Here is a 20,476-nt window from a genome sequence, read left to right as displayed (position 1 = left end):
AGTCTAAGGGGCAACAATGACAGTGATTTGACGGTTTGCTGACGTTTTAGCGGCTGCCTGCCGTCTCCAACTGATAACTATCACAAATGGCCTGCCAGGCCGCTTCGGCGCTGTCGACAAAGCGGATCAATGCCAGATCCTGCGGATGGATTAAGCCTTCCTCCACCAGCAAGTCAAAATTAATCAACCGGCGCCAGAACTGCTCATCAAATAAAATCACCGGTACTTTAGCCGCTTTGCCGGTTTGCAGCAGTGTCAGGGTTTCGAACAGTTCGTCCAGGGTGCCAAAACCGCCCGGAAAGGCCACCAGCGCCCGGGCGCGCTGCAGAAAATGCATTTTTCGAATGGCAAAATAATGGAACTGAAAGCAAAATTCCGGTGTGATATAAGGATTCGGTTGCTGCTCATGTGGTAGCACAATATTGAGGCCAATACTTTTACCACCGGCTTCATAGGCACCGCGATTGGCTGCTTCCATCACGCCAGGGCCACCACCGCTGATAATAGTCACTGCGGTTTTCGGGCATTGCAGACTGTGACTGGTGACCAGAGTGGCAAAACGTTGCGCTTCCAGATAGTACCTGCTGTTACGGACTTGCCGTTTGGCACTCGCCAGTGCTTGCTGGGTATCAGCATCATCCGGCTGCCTGGCCAGTTGTTGCTGGGCCCTAGCAAGCAAATAGGAAGCCTGCTCCGGTGAGACAAAGCGGGCACTGCCAAACACCACAATAGTGGCTTTAATCTGATGTTGTTCCAGAATGGTTTGCGCCTTGAGGTATTCCAGTTGTAACCGGACATGGCGCAGTTCGTCCTGCATTAAAAAATCTTTATCGTTAAAGGCCAACTGATAAGAAGGATGGGCCTGTAATTGGGTCGCCTGCAGCATGGCTTCCCGGGCTGAAGATAAATGGCGTTGATACAAAGAATTATTGGCTGACATAAAGACTCCTGCAGATGTCACTGCCAAGGCTGCTAAAGCCAGGCTAAGTGGCAGATTGGGCCTTATTAATAGCAAAAAAAAGCAGTTGAACCCAGTGTTATGTCAAACAGAAGTTTGATACAGCTTAAATTTGCTGGTAATCAACTCTGCTAAGCTGTGGCTAGCAACTGGACAGACTGAAGGGATAGACCCATGCCACTCAATGCCAAAGTTACTTTTTATGGTGCCGCCGGTCAGGTGACTGGTTCTTGTTATCTGCTGGACTGGAATAATCAAAAAGTGCTGCTGGATTGCGGCATGGTGCAGGGCGGCGATCAGGTCACTGATCTGAATAAATTCCGCTTTGCCTTCCGGCCTAAGGATATTGATGCCGTCATTTTATCGCATGCACATATTGATCACAGCGGACTCTTGACCCTGCTGGTGGCACATGGTTTTCATGGCAAGATTTTCTGTACTGAAGGCACCGCCAGCTTATTACCTATTTTGCTCAAAGATGCCTGCATGTTGTATCTAAAAGATCTGGAATGGCAAAACCGGCAGCGGGCGCGGCTTGGCAAAGCTGAGCAGGAGCCGCGGATGAGTTTAAAAGATGTCGAGCAGGTGGTGAAAAGCCTGCAACCATTGCCGTATCTGAGCCTGCAGGATGTGTTACCAGGTTTGGCGCTGAAGTTTCTAGATGCTGGCCATATTCTGGGATCAGCTATTGTTGAGCTGTGGATCAAAGGGGCGCAGGGCATGCGTCATCTGGTGTTTTCCGGCGATTTGGGCAATCCGGCCACTGTGCTGATGCATGACCCAAGTCCAGTCGCCAGTGCCGATGTGGTGCTGATGGAAAGCACCTATGGCGACAGAGACCATCAACAACTGAATGATACGCTGGAAGAGTTTGCCGCAGCGCTGGAGGCGGCTGACCGCGCTGGCGGCAATGTATTTATTCCGGCTTTTGCACTTGGAAGGTCGCAGGAAATCCTGTATTACCTGGGTATTTTGTATCATCAGGGCCGGCTGAAACAAAAAATGGTGGTGCTGGACAGTCCGATGGCGATTGAAATCACCAAAATTTACAATAAATTAATCGACGAGTTTGATCGCAAAGATACCAAGGTGTTCGCCCGTTATGGCGCTCATGACTTGCAAAGCTTTTTACCTATTTTGCACCTGTGCGAAAAAGTCGAACAATCGATGGCACTCAACCGGATCAACCAAGGCGCTATTATCATCGCAGGTTCCGGCATGTGTAATGGCGGTCGGATCACCCATCATCTGAAACACAATCTATGGAAAAATGCCAACCACATTATCTTTGTTGGTTTTCAGGCCAAAGGCACCTTAGGCCGGCGGCTGGTCGATGGTGAAACCCGGGTCAAAGTGCTGGGACAACCGATAGTGGTGAAAGCCAGTATCCATACCATAGGTGGTTTTTCGGCCCATGCCGGTCAAAGCCAATTGATCGATTGGGCCAAAGCTATTGCCGGACAGCCGCAGTTTTATCTGGTGCATGGCGAACCGGCCGCGCAGTTGGTGTTGCAGGATAAGCTGCAACAGCTGGGGTTAACAGTTGCCATTGCCGAGCCAAAACAGCAGGTGCTGCTGTAAGTTTGAGTGACAGGGCTGGTACTTGTTGCCAGCCCTGTGGTGGCAAGGATCAGGCTTGGTTTGGTGGTGGCGTGGTTGAGGTCTGCACTTGTGTCGGGCTGACATCTTCACTTGGATAACAGCCGAGCACTTTGACAAAGTGGGTGATGCGGTTGAGTTCATCCAGCGCCCTTTTCATCGCGTAATCTTCCAGATTGGCCAGCACGTCGACATAAAACATTTCTTCCCATGGATTGCCCGGGATTGGACGTGACTCGAGTTTACCCATACTGATGCCATGCGTTTTCAGCACCATCAGCGCATCCACCAAGGCGCCGGGTTGCTGGCCGGTATACATGATAAAAGTGGTTTTTGCCGGAATGGCTTTGGCCACTGCAATGGCTTTACGCGCCACCACAATAAAGCGGCTGACATTGTCTTTTTGATTGGCCAGATCGCGTGCCAGTACTTGCAGACCGTACAACTGGCCGCCTTCTTCACCACCAATGGCCACCACCGACAGATCTTTGGCCTGGCGGACCCGCTCAAAGGCATCGCTGGTTGCTTCACAGTAGTCAATTTTGACTTGCGACAGACCTTGCAGGTAATTACTGCATTGTGCAATCACTTGCGGGTGGGCGCAAATTTGCCGGATATTGGCCAGTTCAGTGCCGGGTAAGCCCAATAAACAATGTTTAATTGGATGGGTCAGTTCACCGACAATGGACAGCCTGGTGTGCTGCAGTAAATCAAACACTTCGTTGATACTGCCGCTGGAGGTATTTTCAATCGGCAGCACCGCATAATCGGCATGGCCGGTTTCCACCGCCTGCACAATTTCGTTAAAACTGTCACAGCCAATTTCAATCAGTTTTTCGGCGCGGCGGGTGAAGTATTTCTGCGTGGCCCAATAACTGTAAGAGCCTTGCCGGCCAAGGAAGGCCACCCGGCAGACCGGACCATTGTCGCCATTGAGCTGGCCTTGTACTCTGGCTTGTTGCTGCAGCACTGAATCTTCGATAATGACATGGTACAGCTTGGTGACATAACCGGCATCCAGTTCCAGCGCTTTGCCTTTATCAATCAGCGATAGCAGCAGTTCCTGTTCCCGTTTCTGATCTCGGATTGGCTTGTTCTGCGCCAGTTTAGCGGCAGCCACACAAAGCGCCAGCGCCCGGCGTTTGGACAATAACCCCAGCAATTGTTGATCAGTGTCACTGATTTGCTGGCGGATTTCATCAAGTTCAATTGGCAGTGGGGTCGACATTTTTCCGGTTCCTTAAATAAAAAAACCTCCCGCTTGGGAGGTTTTTGACTGGTGTTTGACGCGCGCAGCCAATTACCTCCCAAGTTGGGTGGTAAAGTTAAAAAAGAAGCGGGCAGCGAGCTTAAATGTTTTCATGTTTCATACAATAATCAGTCTGGATGGCTAAAGTCAACCTTGTGGTTGCAATTCCAGCAGATATTTTTGTTCGCCTGGTAATAAGCTGAGCGCCTCTTCATCCCGCCAGGCGGCAAAATCGCTGCGATAAAATGGTGACAGCGGATGGCCGGACTGGCCGGTTGGCAGGCTCAGGATGGCGTTTTGCTCCTGTCCAGGCGTTACCACCAGCCGCTGCGACTGGCCATGCGCCGGTCTTTGTACTCTGGGCATATGGCGATCGCCGGCCATTTCTGTCGCTGGCATATCCAGCAGCCTGCTCAGCATCGGGATGGCTTGACTCAATGGATGCTGGATCTGCACTTGATTGAGCCGGCCCCAACGCGCCTGGGTCAGATCGGGGCCAAGCTTGGCGATGATTTGTTGCCGGCTTTGCAAAATAGCTTGTTGCAAAAGTTCAGGCCAGCTATTAAAACCATTCGGCAGGGTATCGCTACGTCTGGCTTGTATTAAAGCCCAACCCGGCGTTTCCGGGCTCATTTTCAGGTCGCTCAGCGCCAATTGCTGCTGTTCCAGCAAAGTCGCCAGCGGGGCAAACATCAGTTGTAACGTGCTATCGCGAAATTCGCGTACCAGGCTATAACTGACCGAATCCGGGCTAGCGGCAAGGTTGTCGCCGCTCACCAGTTGCTGGTATTGCTGTAACTGATGGCGGGCGACAAAATCAGCGTTCAGTTGGCTTAATAACAGTTGTTGCCAGCGCTGCAAAAACAAGGCGCGGTGATCAAGCTGGATCTGATGCAAACTGGCTTCATCGTGGCTGGGTTGAGCCAGTAAAGCGTCGCGAATTTGCTGACCGCGTGCGCCAACATCGTAACCGCCATCACCGAGCCGGCGCAGCGCTTTGCCGCCAACTGTGCGGGCATTGGCACTCCAGAGCACGCCGGAGGCCGGATTTTTCAGCACAGGATAAGCGCCAGCTCCCAGATAATCGCGCCATTGATTCAGTCCCTGACTCCAGTCTTGCGGTGTATCCATATCCTGCAACGTCCGCCCGGGAATAGGGCCGATAATAGTCCAGCCGATATTGCCTTTGGCATCTGCCACCAGCAGATTTTGCGCCGGAATACCGACAGTGGGGGCAATTTTCAGCGCCTGATCCACCGAACTGGCTTGTTCTAATTGCAATAAATTAAGATTGACGGCAGCAAGATCATGCGCAACCCAGCGCAGAGCGTACTGCTGGAAAGGTGGCGCCAGCACCGGTCCCCACTGCGTTTCTTTGATGAGCATCACGTGATCCGGCTGGCCTTTGACTTTGATCACTTCATTGTTGTAGCTGTATTCTTTTTCACCACCCGGTGTCTGGTAATACTGCGTCTGGCTGCCCGGTTGCAGTTTAATTACATCCAGCCAGTCGGCAGTGCTGTTGGTATAACCCCAGGCAATCTGGCCATTGCTGCCAGCAATCAGCAGCGGCGTGCCCGGCAAGGTCACGCCAGTGATATCAAGCTTCGGTTGATTCAGCTGTAATCTGGCTTTGAACCAAATCCCAGGCACCCGCATGCCCAGATGCATATCATCGGCTAAGATGGCCGCGCCTGTGTTGCTGCGGCTGCCTGCGACCGCAAAGTTATTGCTGCCAATATCACGGCTGTCGCGCCAGTTGCAGTCGGCACAGGCTTGTTGCTGGCTCTGCAGCGCGGCTGGATAAGGGCTGTTTGGCACCGGCACTGCTTGCACGGCGGAATTGTCCAGCGCGGCTTGCCAGTCGGCACTATGCTGATTCAGGAACTGATACCAATCCGCTGCAATGGCATCTTTTAACACGCCCTGGGCTAATTCGTCTTTGCCATCTGAACCCTGCAGATCCAGATACATGCTAAGCACCACCAGCAACGAATCGGCCGGTTGCCAGCTGCGTGGCGCTTGCATTAGCAGCAGATATTCAAAAGGCGGTAACGTCAGTGCTGCCAGGCCCTGATTCACGCCTTGACTGTAATGTTCCAACAGTTGTTGTTGTGCTTTGGGTAAGCTTTGCAATAGAGCGTCAGCCCGATCGCGAAAACGATGCAAACGGCGTTGTTGATCAAGCGGCAACGCTTTTTCACCAAACAATTCTGCCAGTTCACCGGCACTATTGCGGCGCAATAAATCCATTTGAAAATAACGATCCTGGGCATGGGCAAAGCCAAGTGCCAGCGCAGCATCTTGTCGATTGGCTGCATGGATCGTCAGATGACCACGCGTATCGCGCTGGAGTTGTACTTTGGCGCTGACGTCAGCACCCAGCTCACCTTGATAATCTGGCAGGCTGGCGGACAATAAAGCATAACCAGAACCCGCTGCGACCAGCAGCAGACTGACTGCGGTGTAACTCAGGCTTTTGTACCATTTCATCGATAATTCAACCGTTTTTCCGTTAGAATCTGCAGGTTAGCATAGTTAATTTCGAGGAAGAAGGTATGGGAACCCGCAAAATCTGGGATGGGGCTGTCCGGTTGTTTCATTGGAGCCAACTGATGTTACTGGGCGCTTTATGGTGGAGTGCAGAACAGGAGCTGTATGGCGTGCATATGTCGCTGGCTTATGTACTGGCAGCGCTGCTGCTGAGCAGATTGTGCTGGGGACTGATTGGCAGCGACAATGCCAGATTCAGTCATTTTGTCAAATCACCACCACAGGTCTGGCGTTGGTGGCGGCAACGGCCGCAGCCCAAAGTCGCCGGTCATAATCCATTATCAGGCTATATGATTGTGTTGCTGTTGACCTTAGTGTTATTGCAGTTTGTCAGTGGATTGATGACCAGTGATCAGGTGCTGACCGACGGTCCCTTGGTGGCGCTGGTATCGTCAGATTGGGTGGCACTTGCCAGCAGCTTTCATCAGTTGAACTTAGATATCCTGCTGATCCTGACCGCCATTCATGTCGCAGGGGCGCTCTGGCATCAATACCGCGGTGATCGGCTGGTGCAGGCCATGCTAAGCGGGCAGCAGCAAGCTGAGTTAGTACCGGCAGAGACTGTGCTGAAATTTCGGCCTTTCTGGCATTATTTGTTGCTTTTTGTGCTGTTCTTGAGCGGATTTTATCTGTGGCAGGGCGAGACGGTGCTGGCGTTATTTGTGGCGGATTTAGCCTAAAACCAAGCTGCTGGCAACAGCCGAAAGCGCGGTAAACCGCTGCTTTCGGCCTGCCTGACGGCACTTAGTCCGCTTTATACTGGTCGTGACAAGCTTTGCAATTTTTGGCAAATGCGGCAAAAGCTGCTTTGACTTTCGCCTGATCACCGGTTTGGGCTGCCACATCTAATGCTTTGGCATCTTGCTGAAAACCAGCCGCTTTTTTCTGGAAATCCTGTAAATTTTGCCAGATTTCCGCTTTGGCATCGCCAGAGGCTTTGTCAGCACCCGGTACACTGAAGGCTTCCCACGGCAGGGTAGTTAAGGCGGCCAGTGCGGCAGCGCGTTTTTGTGCCCGACTGGCATCAAAAGGAATATTGCCTCTGACCATATCACCAAGGTCCATCATATTGTGGCGGATCAACTGGAAACTGCCTTTGCGGTATTCGATTGCATCTTCTGCATCAGTAAAAGCACTGCCAGCCAGAAGCGGGGTGCTGAATATGGCCAGTAAACTGGCGCTTAATAACAGTTTTTTCATTGGGTCATTCTCATTTGTTTGAATAGCATGCAATAATGTTAAAGCTTTTCAGCGCTTTGGTCTTCCACGTTTTGCCGCACAGGTATAACGCAATCAGGGACATCAAATCAATCGGATGACAGCAATTTTAACCATCAGGCGTAGCGAGTGAAGGAAGCAATCGACAAAACCAGTGGACTTAATTCGCTGAGTATTAAATTTTCAGCGCTGGTATTTTTGCTGACTGTGATCGCAAGTACGGTGATTGCGTTTGCGATGCTGGCCTTGCAACAGGATGTGTTGCTGGAGCAGGAAAGGCAAAAGCTGATCCAGACCACCAGCCGTTATGCCAAACAACTGGATACTGAATTCTGGCAAAAAGAAAAAAAAGCCATCAGTGCCAATCAGGTCGTTAGTCGCTTTTTAGCCAAAAATCAGCAAGTTGCAGCAGCCAACATCGAAACGCTGCCAGATGGCAGTTTGCGCAGTAAAGACGATCTGTCAGCGGCGTTTCAGGCCAGGCAAAAGTTTAAGCAGCAGCCACACCAGTTATTTGAAAAAACTGAACTGTTATGGCAGCAACTGGCTCCTGTGATGCTGGATGATTTTTTTAATTTTTATTTTATCTCTCAAAGCGGTTTTATCCGCATTACCCCGGCCGATTGGGCGCTGGAAGTGCCGGTTGAACATGATTTCCGCCAGGACATTTTTTTTAAAATTGCCAGCCCAACACAAAACCCGGCCCGCTTGCCGCGCTGGACGCCTTTGTATTACGACGCCATTTGGCAAAAATGGATGACCAGTCTGGTGATCCCGGTCTATCTGGATGATGAGTTTGTCGGGGTTACCGGCACTGATGTCGTGCTGGACGATGTTTTTGCCAATCTCAGTCAGATTTCTCAGTGGGAGCCAGGCCGCGAAGCTATTTTATTCGACGGTAAAGGCAATTTATTGCATGACAGCAATAACACGATGCAGCAGGTACTGAACCAGCCGGTGATGAATCAGTTAGCGGTTGGGGTCGAAACCGACAATAACGAACTCAGTCGTTTTATTCGTCAGGTGATAGCGCAACCGGAACAACAGCAAGCCAACAGTAAACTGATGCCGGATTATGTGGCTTCAGCCGCCCGCATCGAACGGCTTGACTGGTATGTGGCGCTTTATCACAGCAAAGCGGATGTGATTAAAAGTCTGGATGATTACCGCAATAAAGTGGTGCTGTTATTTTTACTGGTGGCGCTGATTGTCGCGCTGGCGCTGCAGTTTTTTATCTACAAATTTGTCCTCAAGCGCCTCACCCGACTGGCGACCGCAGTGCAACGTTTGTCGTATGGTGACAGTGGCAGTCTGCAACTGGATAACAGATCCGATGAAATTGGCTTATTAAACCGCGCCTTTGTCCGGATGTCGGCCGAAATTCATCAGCTCATTTCTGGCCTCAATACCCGGATCCAGGAAAAAGAAGATGCTGAACGCGCCACCCGTAAACTAAGTAAAGCGGTGGCTTTTTCCAGCTCCGGTATTGTGATCACCGATCATCAGTTAGTGATTGAATACGTCAATCCGTTTTTACTGGAAATGATTGGCAACAATGCTACAGAGGTAGTCGGCAAACCCTTGAGTTTATTATTTGCCCAGGAAATGCGCTTTGTCGCCGAAGATATTTTGCAAAGTCTGCATGAACGCCATCACTGGCGCGGTGACATGTTATTACAGCAAGGCGTGAAACAATTCTGGGCCAGTATGGCGATAGCGCCGATCCGCGATGACAAAGGTGAAGTCAGTAATTACGTCTGTGCCATGCAGGATATTTCGTTTATTAAAGAAAGCCAGCGCAAGATGGAACAACTGGCTTATTACGATGTATTGACCGGACTTGCCAACCGCAGTTATTTCCGCGATCAACTGCGTAAAGCCATCGCAATGTCGAGTCGTGGTTATTATCATTTTGCCCTGCTGTATTTTGATTTGGATGAATTCAAACGGATCAACGACACCCTCGGTCATGATTCTGGCGATGAGCTGCTGAAAGAAGTGGCACGGCGGCTGATCAGCCGGTTGCGCGAAGAAGACACCATAGCGCGGCTGGGGGGAGATGAATTTGCGGTGATTTTAAGCGGCATTGCCGATCGCCGGCAGGCGGCGCTGATTGCCACCAATCTACAGCAGGCTTTTGCGCTACCAGTAAAACTGGCCGGTCATGATGTCTCGATCAGCGCCAGTATTGGTATCACCATAGCGCCGGAAGATGCCGATGAAGAAGAGTTGTTACTCAAACACGCGGATTTGGCGATGTATGAAGCCAAGGCCCGTGGTAAAAATACCTTTCACTTTTTCAGTCAGGATCTGAATGACGCTGCCAAAGAGCGGCTGCAGATTGAAAACCAGTTACGCGAAGCCATCCGAGAACATCAGTTTATGCTGTATTACCAGCCAAAAATTGATATCCGCACTGAACAGATCATTGGCTACGAAGCACTGCTGCGCTGGTTAAGGCCGGACAATACCATGGTGCCGCCACTGCGTTTTATTCCGGTGGCGGAATCAACAGGTCTGATCGTGCAGATTGGTGAATGGATCATCTGGGAAGCTTGTCGTTTCCTGACCCGTCAGCATGCGCGTGGTCATATGATCACGGTCTCCATCAATCTGTCGGCCCGGCAGTTTACCGATCAGGATCTGCCTGCCTTGGTCGAGATGATTATTAAACGCACCGGTGCTTCACCGGCGCATCTGATCTTCGAAATCACTGAAAGTATGTTGATGGGCGATACCGATGCGGCTATTGTCCAGTTAAATGAGTTAAAACGGCTCGGTTTGGCTTTATCTATTGACGACTTTGGTACAGGCTATTCATCGTTGAGTTACTTAAAGCGGTTCCCGGTTGACGAGCTGAAAATCGACCGCTCTTTTGTCAAAGATATTCCCGAAGATAAAAACGATATGGACATTACCGCTGCCATTATTGCGATGGCACAGAAAATGGACCTGCGTGTTGTCGCTGAAGGTGTTGAGACAGCTGAGCAGGTGAGCTTCTTAAAAAATAATGCTTGTTATCTGGTACAAGGTTACTTCTACAGTATGCCACTGGCTGAACAGGAATTACCCCGCTTAAGTTACCCCTCGCTCAGTTAATTTTTGCTAACTAGGGACCCGATCATGAAGTTATTCCGCCTGTCGCAGCTAAGCATGGCTGTGCTGTTGGGCGCAGCGCCAGCTGTTGCCGATCAGACCAGCCCATTGCAAGGGATCCGTGACAACACACCGCAGTTGCTTGCTTTTATCAATGCCACAGTCCACACCGAACCGGGTAAAACCCTCAATAATGCCACAGTGTTAGTGGCTGACGGCAAAATTACCGCCGTTGGCAGTCGTGAGATACCGGCCGGTTACCGCCGCATCGATGCAGCTGGCCATCATATTTATCCGGGGTTTATCGACCCTTACAGCAGTTATGGCCTGTCGCAGACTGCAGCCGCCGCTGATGGCGAAGGAGATGCTCCTCAATATCAAAACCAGCGTCAGGGCGGCAATGCCAGCAATGGCGCTATTCATGCAGAGCAAAGCTGGGTACACCAGTTTGTGCCTGTCGCCGCTGATGCCAAAGACTATACCGAACAAGGTTTTACTGTAGTGCAATCGGCACGGCAGGATGGTATTTTTCAGGGCCAGGCTTTTGTCGCCTCGCTGGGTAAAGGTTTACCGGGTGAACTGGTGTTAAAAGCCAATGCCAGCCATTTTATGTCATTTAGTAAAGGCAGCTCCGCCCAGAGTTATCCATCCTCTTTGATGGGCAGTATTGCACTGATCCGGCAAACGCTGGCCGATGCCAACTGGTATCAGCAAGCCTATGGCAAAACGGATCTGCGTTTTCAGGGCCAGCCCACCGAGTTTAATGCTGCTTTAGCTGCATTGGGTCAGTTGCCGCAAACCGGTCTGGTGTTTGCTGCCAACAATGACCGCGCTTTGCTCAGGATTGATGCTTTATTAAAAGAATTTGCTCTCACCAATGTTGCTTTACTTGGCAACGGTTACGAATATGCCAGAGTGCAGGAATTGGCGCAGACTGGCCGTACCCTGATTGTGCCGCTGGCTTATCCGGCCGCACCTGCGGTGGCAAAACTGGATGACCAGCTTGATGTCAGCCTGGCTGATTTACGGCATTGGGAACGAGCGCCAGCTAATCTGGCTGCGCTGGCCAAAGCCGGGGTACCTTTTGCTTTGACCAGCCATCAGTTGGAGAAAAAATCTCAGTTCTGGCCCAATCTGCGTAAAGCCATCAAGCATGGCTTACCAGTCGATACCGCATTGGCTGCACTGACCACAGTGCCGGCAAAAATTGTCGGATTGGAGCAGCAATTGGGTAAAATTGCGGTTGGCTATCAGGCTGATTTAGTCATCAGCCAGGGCGATTTATTTGCCGATGGTGAAATTGTCGCGACCTGGACCCGGGGCCAAGAGCAACAATTTAAGCCGTTGCAGCCAGTTGCTGTGAATGGCCGTTATCCGTTGCCTGTCAGTGGTCAGAGTCTGATGCTGGAATTCAGTGGCAGTGGCGAAGATTTTGCCGGTAAATTGCACTCCGGGGATAAGTCGGTCAAGCTGGCTAATCTGCAGTTGCTGCAGCAACGACTGAGTTTTACTGCTGATTTGGCTGAAATTGACGCAGGTCAGGGCGTGCTGCAACTCAGCGCTGTGGTTGATGGCACAGCTCTGCACAGTGAGTTGCTGTTACCCGCCGGTGAGCGGCTGAAAACCACGCTGGCGCGCCAGGGCGATGTCAATGCTGATGTCAGCGCGGACAGTAGTGCAGATAAAGCCAAAGCGGAGACTAAGGTGCAGTTAATGTCCCAGCTGACTTATCCAAACCGTTCTTTTGGTTTTAGTACAGTGCCAGCGCGGCAATCTGTGCTGATTAAAAACGCCACCGTCTGGACTTCAGATAAAGCCGGTAAACTGGAAAATACCGATGTACTGGTCAAAGACGGTAAATTCAGCAACATTGGCCGCAATTTATCGGCGCCAAGTGGCGTGCAGGTAATTGACGCCACAGGGTTACATCTGACCGCCGGTATTATCGACGAACATTCGCATATTGCCATTGAAATGGGCGTCAACGAGGGTTCAGATGCGGTCACCTCCGAAGTGCGGATTGGCGATGTGCTGAATCCGGATGATATCAATATTTACCGGGGGTTAGCGGGTGGTACCACCACAGCGCAACTGCTGCATGGCAGTGCCAATCCAATCGGGGGTCAGGCCCAGATCATTCAGTTGCGCTGGGGCGTCACGCCAGAGCAACTGAAGTTTGATGGCGCGCCGCCCAGTATTAAATTCGCGCTGGGTGAGAACGTTAAACAAGCCAATTGGGGGGAGGCCTTTACCAGCCGTTATCCGCAAAGCCGGGTCGGGGTAGAAACCGTGATCCGCGATGCCTTCCAGGCAGCGAAAGAGTACAAAGCGGCTTGGGCGGCCTATCAGGATTTATCCCGCAGTGCCAAAGACAAAGTGGCACCACCACGGCGTGATTACCGGTTGCAGACGCTGGTCGAAATTCTGGATAAACAACGTTTTGTGCATACCCACTCTTATGTCGCTTCAGAAATTCTGATGCTGATCCATTTAGCCGATGAAGTTGGTTTTAAAGTCCATACCTTTACCCATATTCTCGAAGGCTACAAAGTGGCCGATGAGATGAAAAAGCATGGCGCCAGCGCCTCCACTTTTGCCGATTGGTGGGCCTATAAGATGGAAGTGCAGGATGCCATTCCGGCCAATACCTGTCTGATGGCCGAGCGCGGTGTGCTGGTATCGATTAACTCCGATAGCCCGGATTTGCAGCGCCGGTTGAATCAGGAAGCAGCTAAATCGGTGAAATACTGTGGCATGTCGGAAACAGACGCACTGAATATGGTGACGATTAATCCGGCTATCCAGTTGAATATTCAAGATAAAGTGGGATCGGTCACCGAAGGCAAACAAGCAGACTTTGTGCTGTGGAGCGCTCATCCATTATCGGTTTATGCCAAAGCCCAGCAAACCTGGATTGATGGGGTGCCTTATTACGATCGACAACGTGATCAGCAGGCGCAACTGCAACTGGCCCAGGAAAAACAACAACTGCTGCAAAAAGTGCTGTCGGCGGCCGATGATGACAAAGCAGGCAGTGGTGCCAGTTATAAAAAAGACGATCCGATCTGGCATTGTGAAGACAATGGCGACTGGTTGCATTTTAGCTTTGCCGGCGGCGTGCATCAGCATCAGCATGGCCAGCAGGAGTAAAGATGATGAAAACTAAACTGAATTTGACCCACAGAACATGGCTCAGTCTGCTGTTGGTCAGCGCAACAATGCCATTGCTGGCGCACGATATAGTGCCGGGCGCCAAGCAACAGCAACCGATTTTACTGACAGATGCCACTATTCATACCGCCAGTCAGGGGGTACTGCAACAGGCCGATCTGCTGATGGTCGATGGCAAAATTGCGGCGATTGGCACCGATTTAACGGCGCCAGCCGGAGCCAAAGTGCTGTCGATGCAGGGCAAACATCTGTACCCTGGCCTGATTGCGCTGGCGAATCAGCTGGGTTTGATTGAAATTGAAGCCGTCCGTGCTACTGATGATACCAATGAAGTGACAGACACCAATCCGGATGTGCGGGCCAGAATTGCCTACAATGCTGATTCTGAAGTGATCCCAACCGTACGTTCCAATGGTTTCAGTTACAGTCTGGTCTATCCGAAAGGCAGTGCGCTGATGGGGCAATCCAGCCTGATGCAGCTTGATGCCTGGAACTGGCAGGATGCGACTGTTGCCGATGGCGTCGGTTTGCATCTCAACTGGCCATCGGCCAGCAGTGTGGCGCCTTGGTGGAGTGAAGATAAGCCAGAAGATGTAGCGAAAAAAAATGCGGAGCGGTTACAGCAACTGCGGCAGTATTTTGTCCAGGCCAAAGCTTATGCTGAGGCCAAACAAGCCGGGCTGAACCGGGCGCTGGATTCACGTTGGGAAGCGATGCTGCCGGTATTTGCCGGTCAACGGCCGTTGTTTGTGCATGCGGATGATCTGCGTCAGATCCGGCAGGCTATGTTACTGGCCAAAGAATATCAGCTTAAACTGGTGATTGTGGGTGGCCGTGACAGCTGGCGTATTGCCGATGAATTGGCGGCAGCTCAGGTGGCGGTGATCTTTACCGCACCTTATGGTATTCCGGAGCGAGAAGATGAAGCCAATGACACGGCCTTTAAAACCCCGGCCTTGTTGCAACAAGCCGGCGTCAAGTTTGCCTTGTCGCTGGATGGTTACTGGGATACCCGCAATGTAGTGTTTGGGGCTGGTCAGGCCATGAGTTATGGTCTGAGCCAGGAACAGGCGCTGGCTGCGCTGACTTTGCATGCCGCTGAAATTGCCGGCGTTGCTGACCGCATCGGTTCGTTGCAGGTAGGTAAAGCCGCGACTGTGGTGGTGTCAGATGGGGATATTTTTGATTACCTGAGTCATCAGGTACGTTATATGTGGATTGATGGCCGGGCTGTGGATTTAGCCAACCGCAATACCCAGCTACAGCAAAAATACCAGCAGCGCCCGGCGCAATAAGGTTCTGTGTGGATGCGCGTTTGCGATGGCAAACGCGCTTTGATCTGGTGAAGTCGTGCTCAAAGCGACAGCTTAACCGCCTGCCCATTTCAGGCCATAACCCAACCGGGTAAGCTCGGCACTAATCACCTCGCGTTGATCGCCCTGAATTTCAATGACACCGTCTTTGACGGAACCACCGCAGCCGCATTTTTTCTTCAGTAAGGCGGCAATTTCAGTGAGTTTTTCATGTGATTCGGCAATACCGGCGATGGTGATAACCGCTTTGCCATTGCGGCCTTTGGTTTCACGTTTGAGCCGTAGTTTCCCGTCAGTAAAAGCAGAACCGGCGGTTTTTTCGGCTTTTTCGTTCGCCACTGTACCAGTTTCTGTACTGTACACTAAAGTGGACGACTGTTGCTGCCAGTCAGATAGCGAGATTTTTTTTGAGCTCATGCCAGATGTCCCTGTTGTCGCTTGGCGAATAATGGCAAGATAAAGCATCTTTCCCTGCGACGGCAAGTATTGGCTGGGCACGGGGTTTTATTTGGCGAAATCTCAGGCAAAGGCGTTGGTTTTTTTCTGTCTTCTGCTAGACTATCGCGGTTTTTTAGATATCTGGACGGCTGATGTCAATGCTTGGTTATATCGAATTAAGTGCAATACTGCCTGCAACAACAACTGCGGCTGTAAAGTCAGAGTTACAACAACAAGTTGCTGTGTTCCAGCAACAACTGACGGATTTACTGGCAACTGCCGATTTAGCGGCGCCAGCATTACAACAGCGGCTGCAATGGCAGTATCAGGTGCCGGAACTTGGTGAAGGTGGCGCTTGTTCTCTGTTTGGTCAGTTAGCGGCACAACCTTATGATTTAACGGCGATCCTCTCTGGCCAGACCCCGGCAAATCAGCGGTTACTGGCGCAACTGGCGTTAGTGACTGAGTTTTACCAGCAGCAGAGTCAAAGTGATTGGTTTGGTATTTATCAGCGCCGGGTCAATCCGCAGGGTGACCCTGTACTGGTGAAGCTGAGTTATTTTGGTGCCCCGTCCCGTGCCGAGTTTCCATTGACGACAGAATTTGCTGCTATCAGTAATAATGTCACTGTAGGTTTATCCGGTAAAGCCCGTATTATCAATGATGTGCCGGCCTATCTGGCGACCGGCGGCGAATATTATACTTGTGATCCCAAGGTGCTGGCTGAAGCTTGTATTCCGCTGTTTGATGCTGGCGGACAAGTCACTGGCATTATTGATTCAGAAGCTTTTGCCAAAAATTTATTTAATGGCCAGGAGCTGGCGTTATTAATTGCCACCGCGCTGGTGGTGCCAACTTTATGGACCTCGGCTCAGGATTGAGGCGGGTCGCCGGTGTCACTCCGGTCACAACAGTTCAACAAAACAGGCAATGGCCGGTTTTGTCCATTTGCAGCAACAGAAGCAGGTAACCTGGTATGTTTTCTCAGTTAAAGCCAGTCGCAACAGATCCAATTTTAGGGTTAATGGCGGCTTATAAAGAAGATCCGAATCCACTGAAAGTCGACCTGGGGGTTGGCGTTTATAAAGATGAGCAAGGCCATACGGCGGTGCTGGAGTCTGTGAAAAAAGCGGAAAAACTGCGGCTGGATCTGGAAGACAGCAAAACTTATATCGGCATGGCAGGGGATTTAAGCTTTAATGCCCATATCGAAAAGCTGGCATTTGGTGCGCACAAAGTATTGCTCGAAGGCCGTACCACCACAGCCCACACCCCTGGCGGCACCGGTGCACTGCGGGTTGCGGCTGAATTTATCAAAAAAGCCAATCCGGATGCCACCATTTGGGTGACCAATCCGACCTGGGCCAACCATATTTCGTTATTCCAGGCTGCCGGTCTGAAAGTAAAGGAATACGCTTATTACGACTACAGCACTAAGGGGCTGCAGGAAGAGCAGATGTTTGCTGAACTGGCGCAAGTGCCGGCCGGTGACGTGGTGCTGGTGCATGCCTGTTGCCATAACCCAAGCGGGATGGATTTAACCTTCGCGCAGTGGCAGCGTTTTGCCGCACTGGCCAAAGAAAAAGGTTTTACCCCGCTGGTCGACATGGCTTATCAAGGTTTTGGCCTGGGCTTAGATGAAGATGCGGCCGGTCTGCGTCATCTGGCCAACGAAGTGCCAGAGCTTATCCTCTGTACCTCTTGTTCCAAAAACTTCGGTTTATATCGCGAGCGGATTGGGGCGGTTTCAGTGGTCGTCGACAGCAACGCCATGCTGGAAACGGCCCGCACTAATTTACTGGCTGTGGTGCGCAGCATCTATTCGATGCCGCCTGCGCATGGCGCTATTATTGTCAGTCATATTCTGGACAGCGCTGAGTTAACGGCAGAATGGCAACAGGAACTCGCAGTGATGCGCAACCGTATCAATGATTACCGGCAGTTGATCATTGATAAACTGAAAGCCGAAGGTGTGCAGCAGGATTTCAGTTTTATCACCAAACAACATGGCATGTTTAGTTTCCTTGGCATTAACAAGGCGCAAATTGATCGGCTGCGTGCTGAGTACAGCATCTACATGGTTGGCTCCAGCCGTGTCAGTATTGCCGGGTTAAACCATAGCAATATCGATTATTTCGCCAAAGCTGTGGCCGCAGTGCTGAAATAAGCCATTATCGCTGTTCTTGACTGCAGAAACAGCACAAAGGCAACTTCGGGTTGCCTTTGTGCTTGTTGGCGCTTATGTTATTTCAGTGGCTGGCCGGGTTTGGAGATGTTGTGAGATTTTTCTGGTTATGTTGTCTGCTTTGCTGCAGTCCGGTGGTAACAGCAAAGGCTGACCTGGCTTTAGCTGAATTGCAACCGCCCTTACGGGTGGTGCTGGAAATCTCGCCGCCGCATCAGACCTGGCAACAGGGGGAGGTCGGGGGCCTGACCACCATTTTGGTGCGCCAACTGCTGACTGAACTGCAACTGGCACCGGCTTTTGAAGTCTATCCCTGGGCCAGAGCGGTGAAAATTGCCGCCTCGACGCCAAATGTGCTGATTTACAATATGGCCCGTACCAAAGAGCGTGAAGCACAATTTGAATGGATTGGCCCCATTGCCGGTTACCGGCTTGGCTTTGTGCGGTTAAAACAAAGAGCTGACATTAAAATCAATACACTCGATGATGCAAGAGCCTTTAATATTGCAGTGCAGCGTGGCGACTTCGCCACTGAATGGCTGGTGCAGCAACAATTCCGGCCTGGGACTCAACTGCAAATTCAGCCAGACATTGAAGCGAGCTGGCGGATGTTGCTGCTGGGCAAAGCTGATTTACTGGTGGATGATCCGATGGCGATCAATTCGATGTTACAAAAGCTCGGCATTTCGGCAACCGAAGTCGAATTTGCCTGGTTTATTCCGGAACTGGCGCAACCAACCTGGCTGGCGCTGAATAAAAACAGTTCGCCTGGTTTGCTGACGGCGCTTCGAAACAGCTATCAGCGGTTATCGCAGCAACCGCAGTTTCAGCAAGGATTGCAGGCGGCTGGTGTGCAACAGAGCGGTCGTTAAACGCAGCGCCTGGTTATGCCGAAGCTAAGCAAAAAAATCCCCGCCTGAAATGAGCGGGGATTTTCAGCGCTAGCAGCAGTTCCGGTAGCCTGACCACTTAGATTTTCTTGTAACGGATCCGGTGCGGTTCCAGCGCGGCAGCGCCATAAGTGGCTTTGACCCAGGCTTCATAATCTGAGTAGTTACCTTCGAAGAAGTTAATTTTGCCTTCGTCACGATAATCCAGAATATGGGTCGCGATCCGGTCCAGGAACCAGCGGTCGTGCGAGATCACCATGGCGCAACCCGGGAAATCCAGGATGGCGTTTTCCAGTGCGCGCAGTGTTTCCACGTCCAAATCGTTGGTCGGTTCATCGAGTAACAGCATGTTGCCGCCGGCTTTGAGCAGCGCAGCTAAATGCACCCGGTTGCGTTCACCACCGGACAATTCACCGATAAACTTCTGCTGGTCATTGCCTTTGAAGTTAAAGCGACCGACATAAGCCCGGCTTGGGATGGTGAAGCTGCCAATTTGCAGCATATCCTGACCGTTGGAGATTTCCTGCCAGACGGTATTTTTCGGATTCATATTATCGCGGAACTGATCAACACTGGCCAGCTGTACGGTTTCACCCAATGAAATATTACCGCTGTCTGGTTGTTCTGCGCCGGACAACATCCGGAACAGCGTTGACTTACCGGCACCGTTGGCCCCGATAATACCGACGATAGCGCCTTTAGGAATGCTGAAGCTTAAATCGTCAATCAATACCCGATCGCCATAAGATTTACGTAAGTTAGTCACTTCCAACACTTTATCGCCTAAACGTGGTCCAGGCGGAATAAACAATTCGTTGGTTTCGTTACGTTTTTGGAATTCCTGGCTTTGCAGTTCTTCAAACCGTGCCATCCGCGCTTTAGACTTGGCATGGCGACCTTTTGGATTGGTCCGGACCCATTCCAACTCTTGTTTGATTGAACGCTGGCGGGCATTCTCGGTTTTTTCTTCTATCTGCAGACGGGCATCTTTTTGTTCCAGCCAGCTGGAGTAATTGCCTTCCCATGGAATACCTTCGCCGCGGTCCAGCTCCAAGATCCAGCCAGCAACATTATCGAGGAAATAACGGTCGTGCGTGATCGCGACCACAGTCCCCGGATAATCGTGCAGGAAACGTTCTAACCAGGCGACAGATTCGGCGTCTAAGTGGTTGGTTGGTTCGTCCAGCAGCAGCATATCTGGTTTTTCCAGCAGCAGGCGGCAGATAGCCACCCGGCGGCGCTCGCCACCAGATAATACATTAATTTTGGCATCCCAAGGCGGCAGACGTAACGCATCAGCAGCACGCTCTAGGGTGTTATCCAGGTTATGGCCGTCTTTGGCCTGAATGATGGCCTCTAATTCACCTTGCTCGCGTGCCAGGGCGTCAAAATCAGCATTCTCGTCGGCATAAGCGGCGTACACGGCATCAAGCCGGGTTAAAGCGTATTTGACATCAGCCACCGCTTCTTCCACCACTTCACGCACCGTTTTGCTCATATCCAGCTCAGGCTCTTGCGGCAGATAACCAATTTTGGTACCTGCCAGTGGCTTGGCATCGCCTTCAAATTCTTTGTCGATACCGGCCATAATCCGCAACAGTGTGGATTTACCTGAGCCGTTTAAACCCAGCACACCAATTTTGGCACCCGGGAAAAACGACAATGAGATATCTTTTAAGATGGTTCTTTTGGGTGGTACAACTTTTGACACCCGGTACATTGAATAAATAAACTGCGCCATAACGCCTGATCATCCAAGGTTGTGAGAAGTGGCGAAATTGTACGTCATTTTGCGCCAGAACGGAA

General features: G+C 51.2%; 14 protein-coding genes. 8 read left to right on the top strand and 6 right to left on the bottom strand.

What is annotated here, in order from left to right; genetic code table 11:
* Nucleotides 1–46 precede the first annotated feature (46 nt).
* On the bottom strand, nt 47–940 hold the full coding sequence (locus AC53GJ_RS16860) for an LOG family protein (RefSeq protein WP_496729467.1): 894 nt from the start codon (nt 938–940) through the stop codon (nt 47–49).
* Between the two features lie 192 nt (nt 941–1,132).
* Here AC53GJ_RS16860 and AC53GJ_RS16855 point away from each other — a divergent pair, with 192 nt between their 5' ends.
* Nucleotides 1,133–2,539, top strand: a complete 1,407-nt coding sequence (locus tag AC53GJ_RS16855; RefSeq protein ID WP_496729465.1) for an MBL fold metallo-hydrolase RNA specificity domain-containing protein — start codon at nt 1,133–1,135, stop codon at nt 2,537–2,539.
* A 49-nt stretch (nt 2,540–2,588) separates the two neighbouring features.
* Here the strand turns inward: AC53GJ_RS16855 and AC53GJ_RS16850 are convergent, their stop codons facing one another.
* Both AC53GJ_RS16850 and AC53GJ_RS16845 read right to left on the bottom strand, forming a co-directional pair.
* Complete coding sequence (locus AC53GJ_RS16850; RefSeq protein ID WP_496729463.1) at nt 2,589–3,785, bottom strand: chorismate mutase; 1,197 nt, start codon at nt 3,783–3,785, stop codon at nt 2,589–2,591.
* A gap of 168 nt (nt 3,786–3,953) precedes the next feature.
* Nucleotides 3,954–6,299 (bottom strand): penicillin acylase family protein, encoded by a 2,346-nt coding sequence (locus AC53GJ_RS16845; RefSeq protein ID WP_496729461.1) that lies wholly within the window; start codon nt 6,297–6,299, stop codon nt 3,954–3,956.
* Between the two features lie 65 nt (nt 6,300–6,364).
* On the opposite strand from AC53GJ_RS16845, the gene AC53GJ_RS16840 reads away from it, so the two are divergent.
* Nucleotides 6,365–7,039 carry a cytochrome b/b6 domain-containing protein gene (locus AC53GJ_RS16840; RefSeq protein WP_496729459.1) on the top strand — a complete coding sequence of 225 codons (675 nt, stop codon included), beginning with the start codon at nt 6,365–6,367 and terminating at the stop codon, nt 7,037–7,039.
* Nucleotides 7,040–7,103: 64 nt separating this feature from the next.
* Here AC53GJ_RS16840 and AC53GJ_RS16835 read toward each other — a convergent pair whose 3' ends face one another.
* Nucleotides 7,104–7,559 carry a c-type cytochrome gene (locus AC53GJ_RS16835; RefSeq protein ID WP_496729457.1) on the bottom strand — a complete coding sequence of 152 codons (456 nt, stop codon included), beginning with the start codon at nt 7,557–7,559 and terminating at the stop codon, nt 7,104–7,106.
* Nucleotides 7,560–7,706: 147 nt separating this feature from the next.
* On the opposite strand from AC53GJ_RS16835, the gene AC53GJ_RS16830 reads away from it, so the two are divergent.
* From AC53GJ_RS16830 to AC53GJ_RS16820, 3 genes are read left to right on the top strand one after another with little or no spacing between them, the layout of a single operon-like run.
* Nucleotides 7,707–10,676, top strand: a complete 2,970-nt coding sequence (locus tag AC53GJ_RS16830; protein WP_496729455.1) for a bifunctional diguanylate cyclase/phosphodiesterase — start codon at nt 7,707–7,709, stop codon at nt 10,674–10,676.
* Between the two features lie 24 nt (nt 10,677–10,700).
* Nucleotides 10,701–13,823, top strand: coding sequence for an amidohydrolase family protein (locus AC53GJ_RS16825; protein ID WP_496729453.1), 3,123 nt, complete (start codon nt 10,701–10,703; stop codon nt 13,821–13,823).
* 2 nt (nt 13,824–13,825) lie between these two features.
* Nucleotides 13,826–15,139: an amidohydrolase family protein gene (locus AC53GJ_RS16820; protein WP_496729452.1), complete on the top strand. Its 1,314-nt coding sequence runs from the start codon at nt 13,826–13,828 to the stop codon at nt 15,137–15,139.
* Between the two features lie 72 nt (nt 15,140–15,211).
* Here AC53GJ_RS16820 and AC53GJ_RS16815 read toward each other — a convergent pair whose 3' ends face one another.
* Nucleotides 15,212–15,574 (bottom strand): translation initiation factor, encoded by a 363-nt coding sequence (locus tag AC53GJ_RS16815; RefSeq protein WP_496729450.1) that lies wholly within the window; start codon nt 15,572–15,574, stop codon nt 15,212–15,214.
* A 173-nt stretch (nt 15,575–15,747) separates the two neighbouring features.
* On the opposite strand from AC53GJ_RS16815, the gene AC53GJ_RS16810 reads away from it, so the two are divergent.
* From AC53GJ_RS16810 to AC53GJ_RS16800, 3 genes are all read left to right on the top strand, one after another.
* Nucleotides 15,748–16,476 carry a GAF domain-containing protein gene (locus tag AC53GJ_RS16810; protein WP_496729449.1) on the top strand — a complete coding sequence of 243 codons (729 nt, stop codon included), beginning with the start codon at nt 15,748–15,750 and terminating at the stop codon, nt 16,474–16,476.
* 95 nt (nt 16,477–16,571) lie between these two features.
* Nucleotides 16,572–17,762 (top strand): amino acid aminotransferase, encoded by a 1,191-nt coding sequence (locus AC53GJ_RS16805; protein WP_496729447.1) that lies wholly within the window; start codon nt 16,572–16,574, stop codon nt 17,760–17,762.
* A gap of 152 nt (nt 17,763–17,914) precedes the next feature.
* On the top strand, nt 17,915–18,652 hold the full coding sequence (locus AC53GJ_RS16800; protein WP_496729445.1) for a substrate-binding periplasmic protein: 738 nt from the start codon (nt 17,915–17,917) through the stop codon (nt 18,650–18,652).
* A 97-nt stretch (nt 18,653–18,749) separates the two neighbouring features.
* Here the strand turns inward: AC53GJ_RS16800 and ettA are convergent, their stop codons facing one another.
* Nucleotides 18,750–20,411 carry an energy-dependent translational throttle protein EttA gene (gene ettA / locus AC53GJ_RS16795; protein ID WP_496729443.1) on the bottom strand — a complete coding sequence of 554 codons (1,662 nt, stop codon included), beginning with the start codon at nt 20,409–20,411 and terminating at the stop codon, nt 18,750–18,752.
* Between the last annotated feature and the right edge of the window lie 65 nt (nt 20,412–20,476).

Source organism: Rheinheimera sp. B2H12 (genome assembly GCF_059620065.1).
Note: the sequence above shows the minus strand (reverse complement) of the source record. Positions and strands in the feature narration are given on the sequence as shown.

What these genes read in the sequence shown, in the direction of transcription:
- AC53GJ_RS16855 (WP_496729465.1), top strand. Translation starts at nt 1,133, where the DNA reads ATGCCACTCAATGCCAAAGTTACTTTTTATGGTGCCGCCGGTCAGGTG.
- ettA (WP_496729443.1), bottom strand. Translation starts at nt 20,411, where the DNA reads ATGGCGCAGTTTATTTATTCAATGTACCGGGTGTCAAAAGTTGTACCA.
- AC53GJ_RS16860 (WP_496729467.1), bottom strand. Translation starts at nt 940, where the DNA reads ATGTCAGCCAATAATTCTTTGTATCAACGCCATTTATCTTCAGCCCGG.
- AC53GJ_RS16845 (WP_496729461.1), bottom strand. Translation starts at nt 6,299, where the DNA reads ATGAAATGGTACAAAAGCCTGAGTTACACCGCAGTCAGTCTGCTGCTG.
- AC53GJ_RS16820 (WP_496729452.1), top strand. Translation starts at nt 13,826, where the DNA reads ATGATGAAAACTAAACTGAATTTGACCCACAGAACATGGCTCAGTCTG.
- AC53GJ_RS16805 (WP_496729447.1), top strand. Translation starts at nt 16,572, where the DNA reads ATGTTTTCTCAGTTAAAGCCAGTCGCAACAGATCCAATTTTAGGGTTA.
- AC53GJ_RS16840 (WP_496729459.1), top strand. Translation starts at nt 6,365, where the DNA reads ATGGGAACCCGCAAAATCTGGGATGGGGCTGTCCGGTTGTTTCATTGG.
- AC53GJ_RS16815 (WP_496729450.1), bottom strand. Translation starts at nt 15,574, where the DNA reads ATGAGCTCAAAAAAAATCTCGCTATCTGACTGGCAGCAACAGTCGTCC.
- AC53GJ_RS16850 (WP_496729463.1), bottom strand. Translation starts at nt 3,785, where the DNA reads ATGTCGACCCCACTGCCAATTGAACTTGATGAAATCCGCCAGCAAATC.
- AC53GJ_RS16810 (WP_496729449.1), top strand. Translation starts at nt 15,748, where the DNA reads ATGTCAATGCTTGGTTATATCGAATTAAGTGCAATACTGCCTGCAACA.
- AC53GJ_RS16825 (WP_496729453.1), top strand. Translation starts at nt 10,701, where the DNA reads ATGAAGTTATTCCGCCTGTCGCAGCTAAGCATGGCTGTGCTGTTGGGC.
- AC53GJ_RS16835 (WP_496729457.1), bottom strand. Translation starts at nt 7,559, where the DNA reads ATGAAAAAACTGTTATTAAGCGCCAGTTTACTGGCCATATTCAGCACC.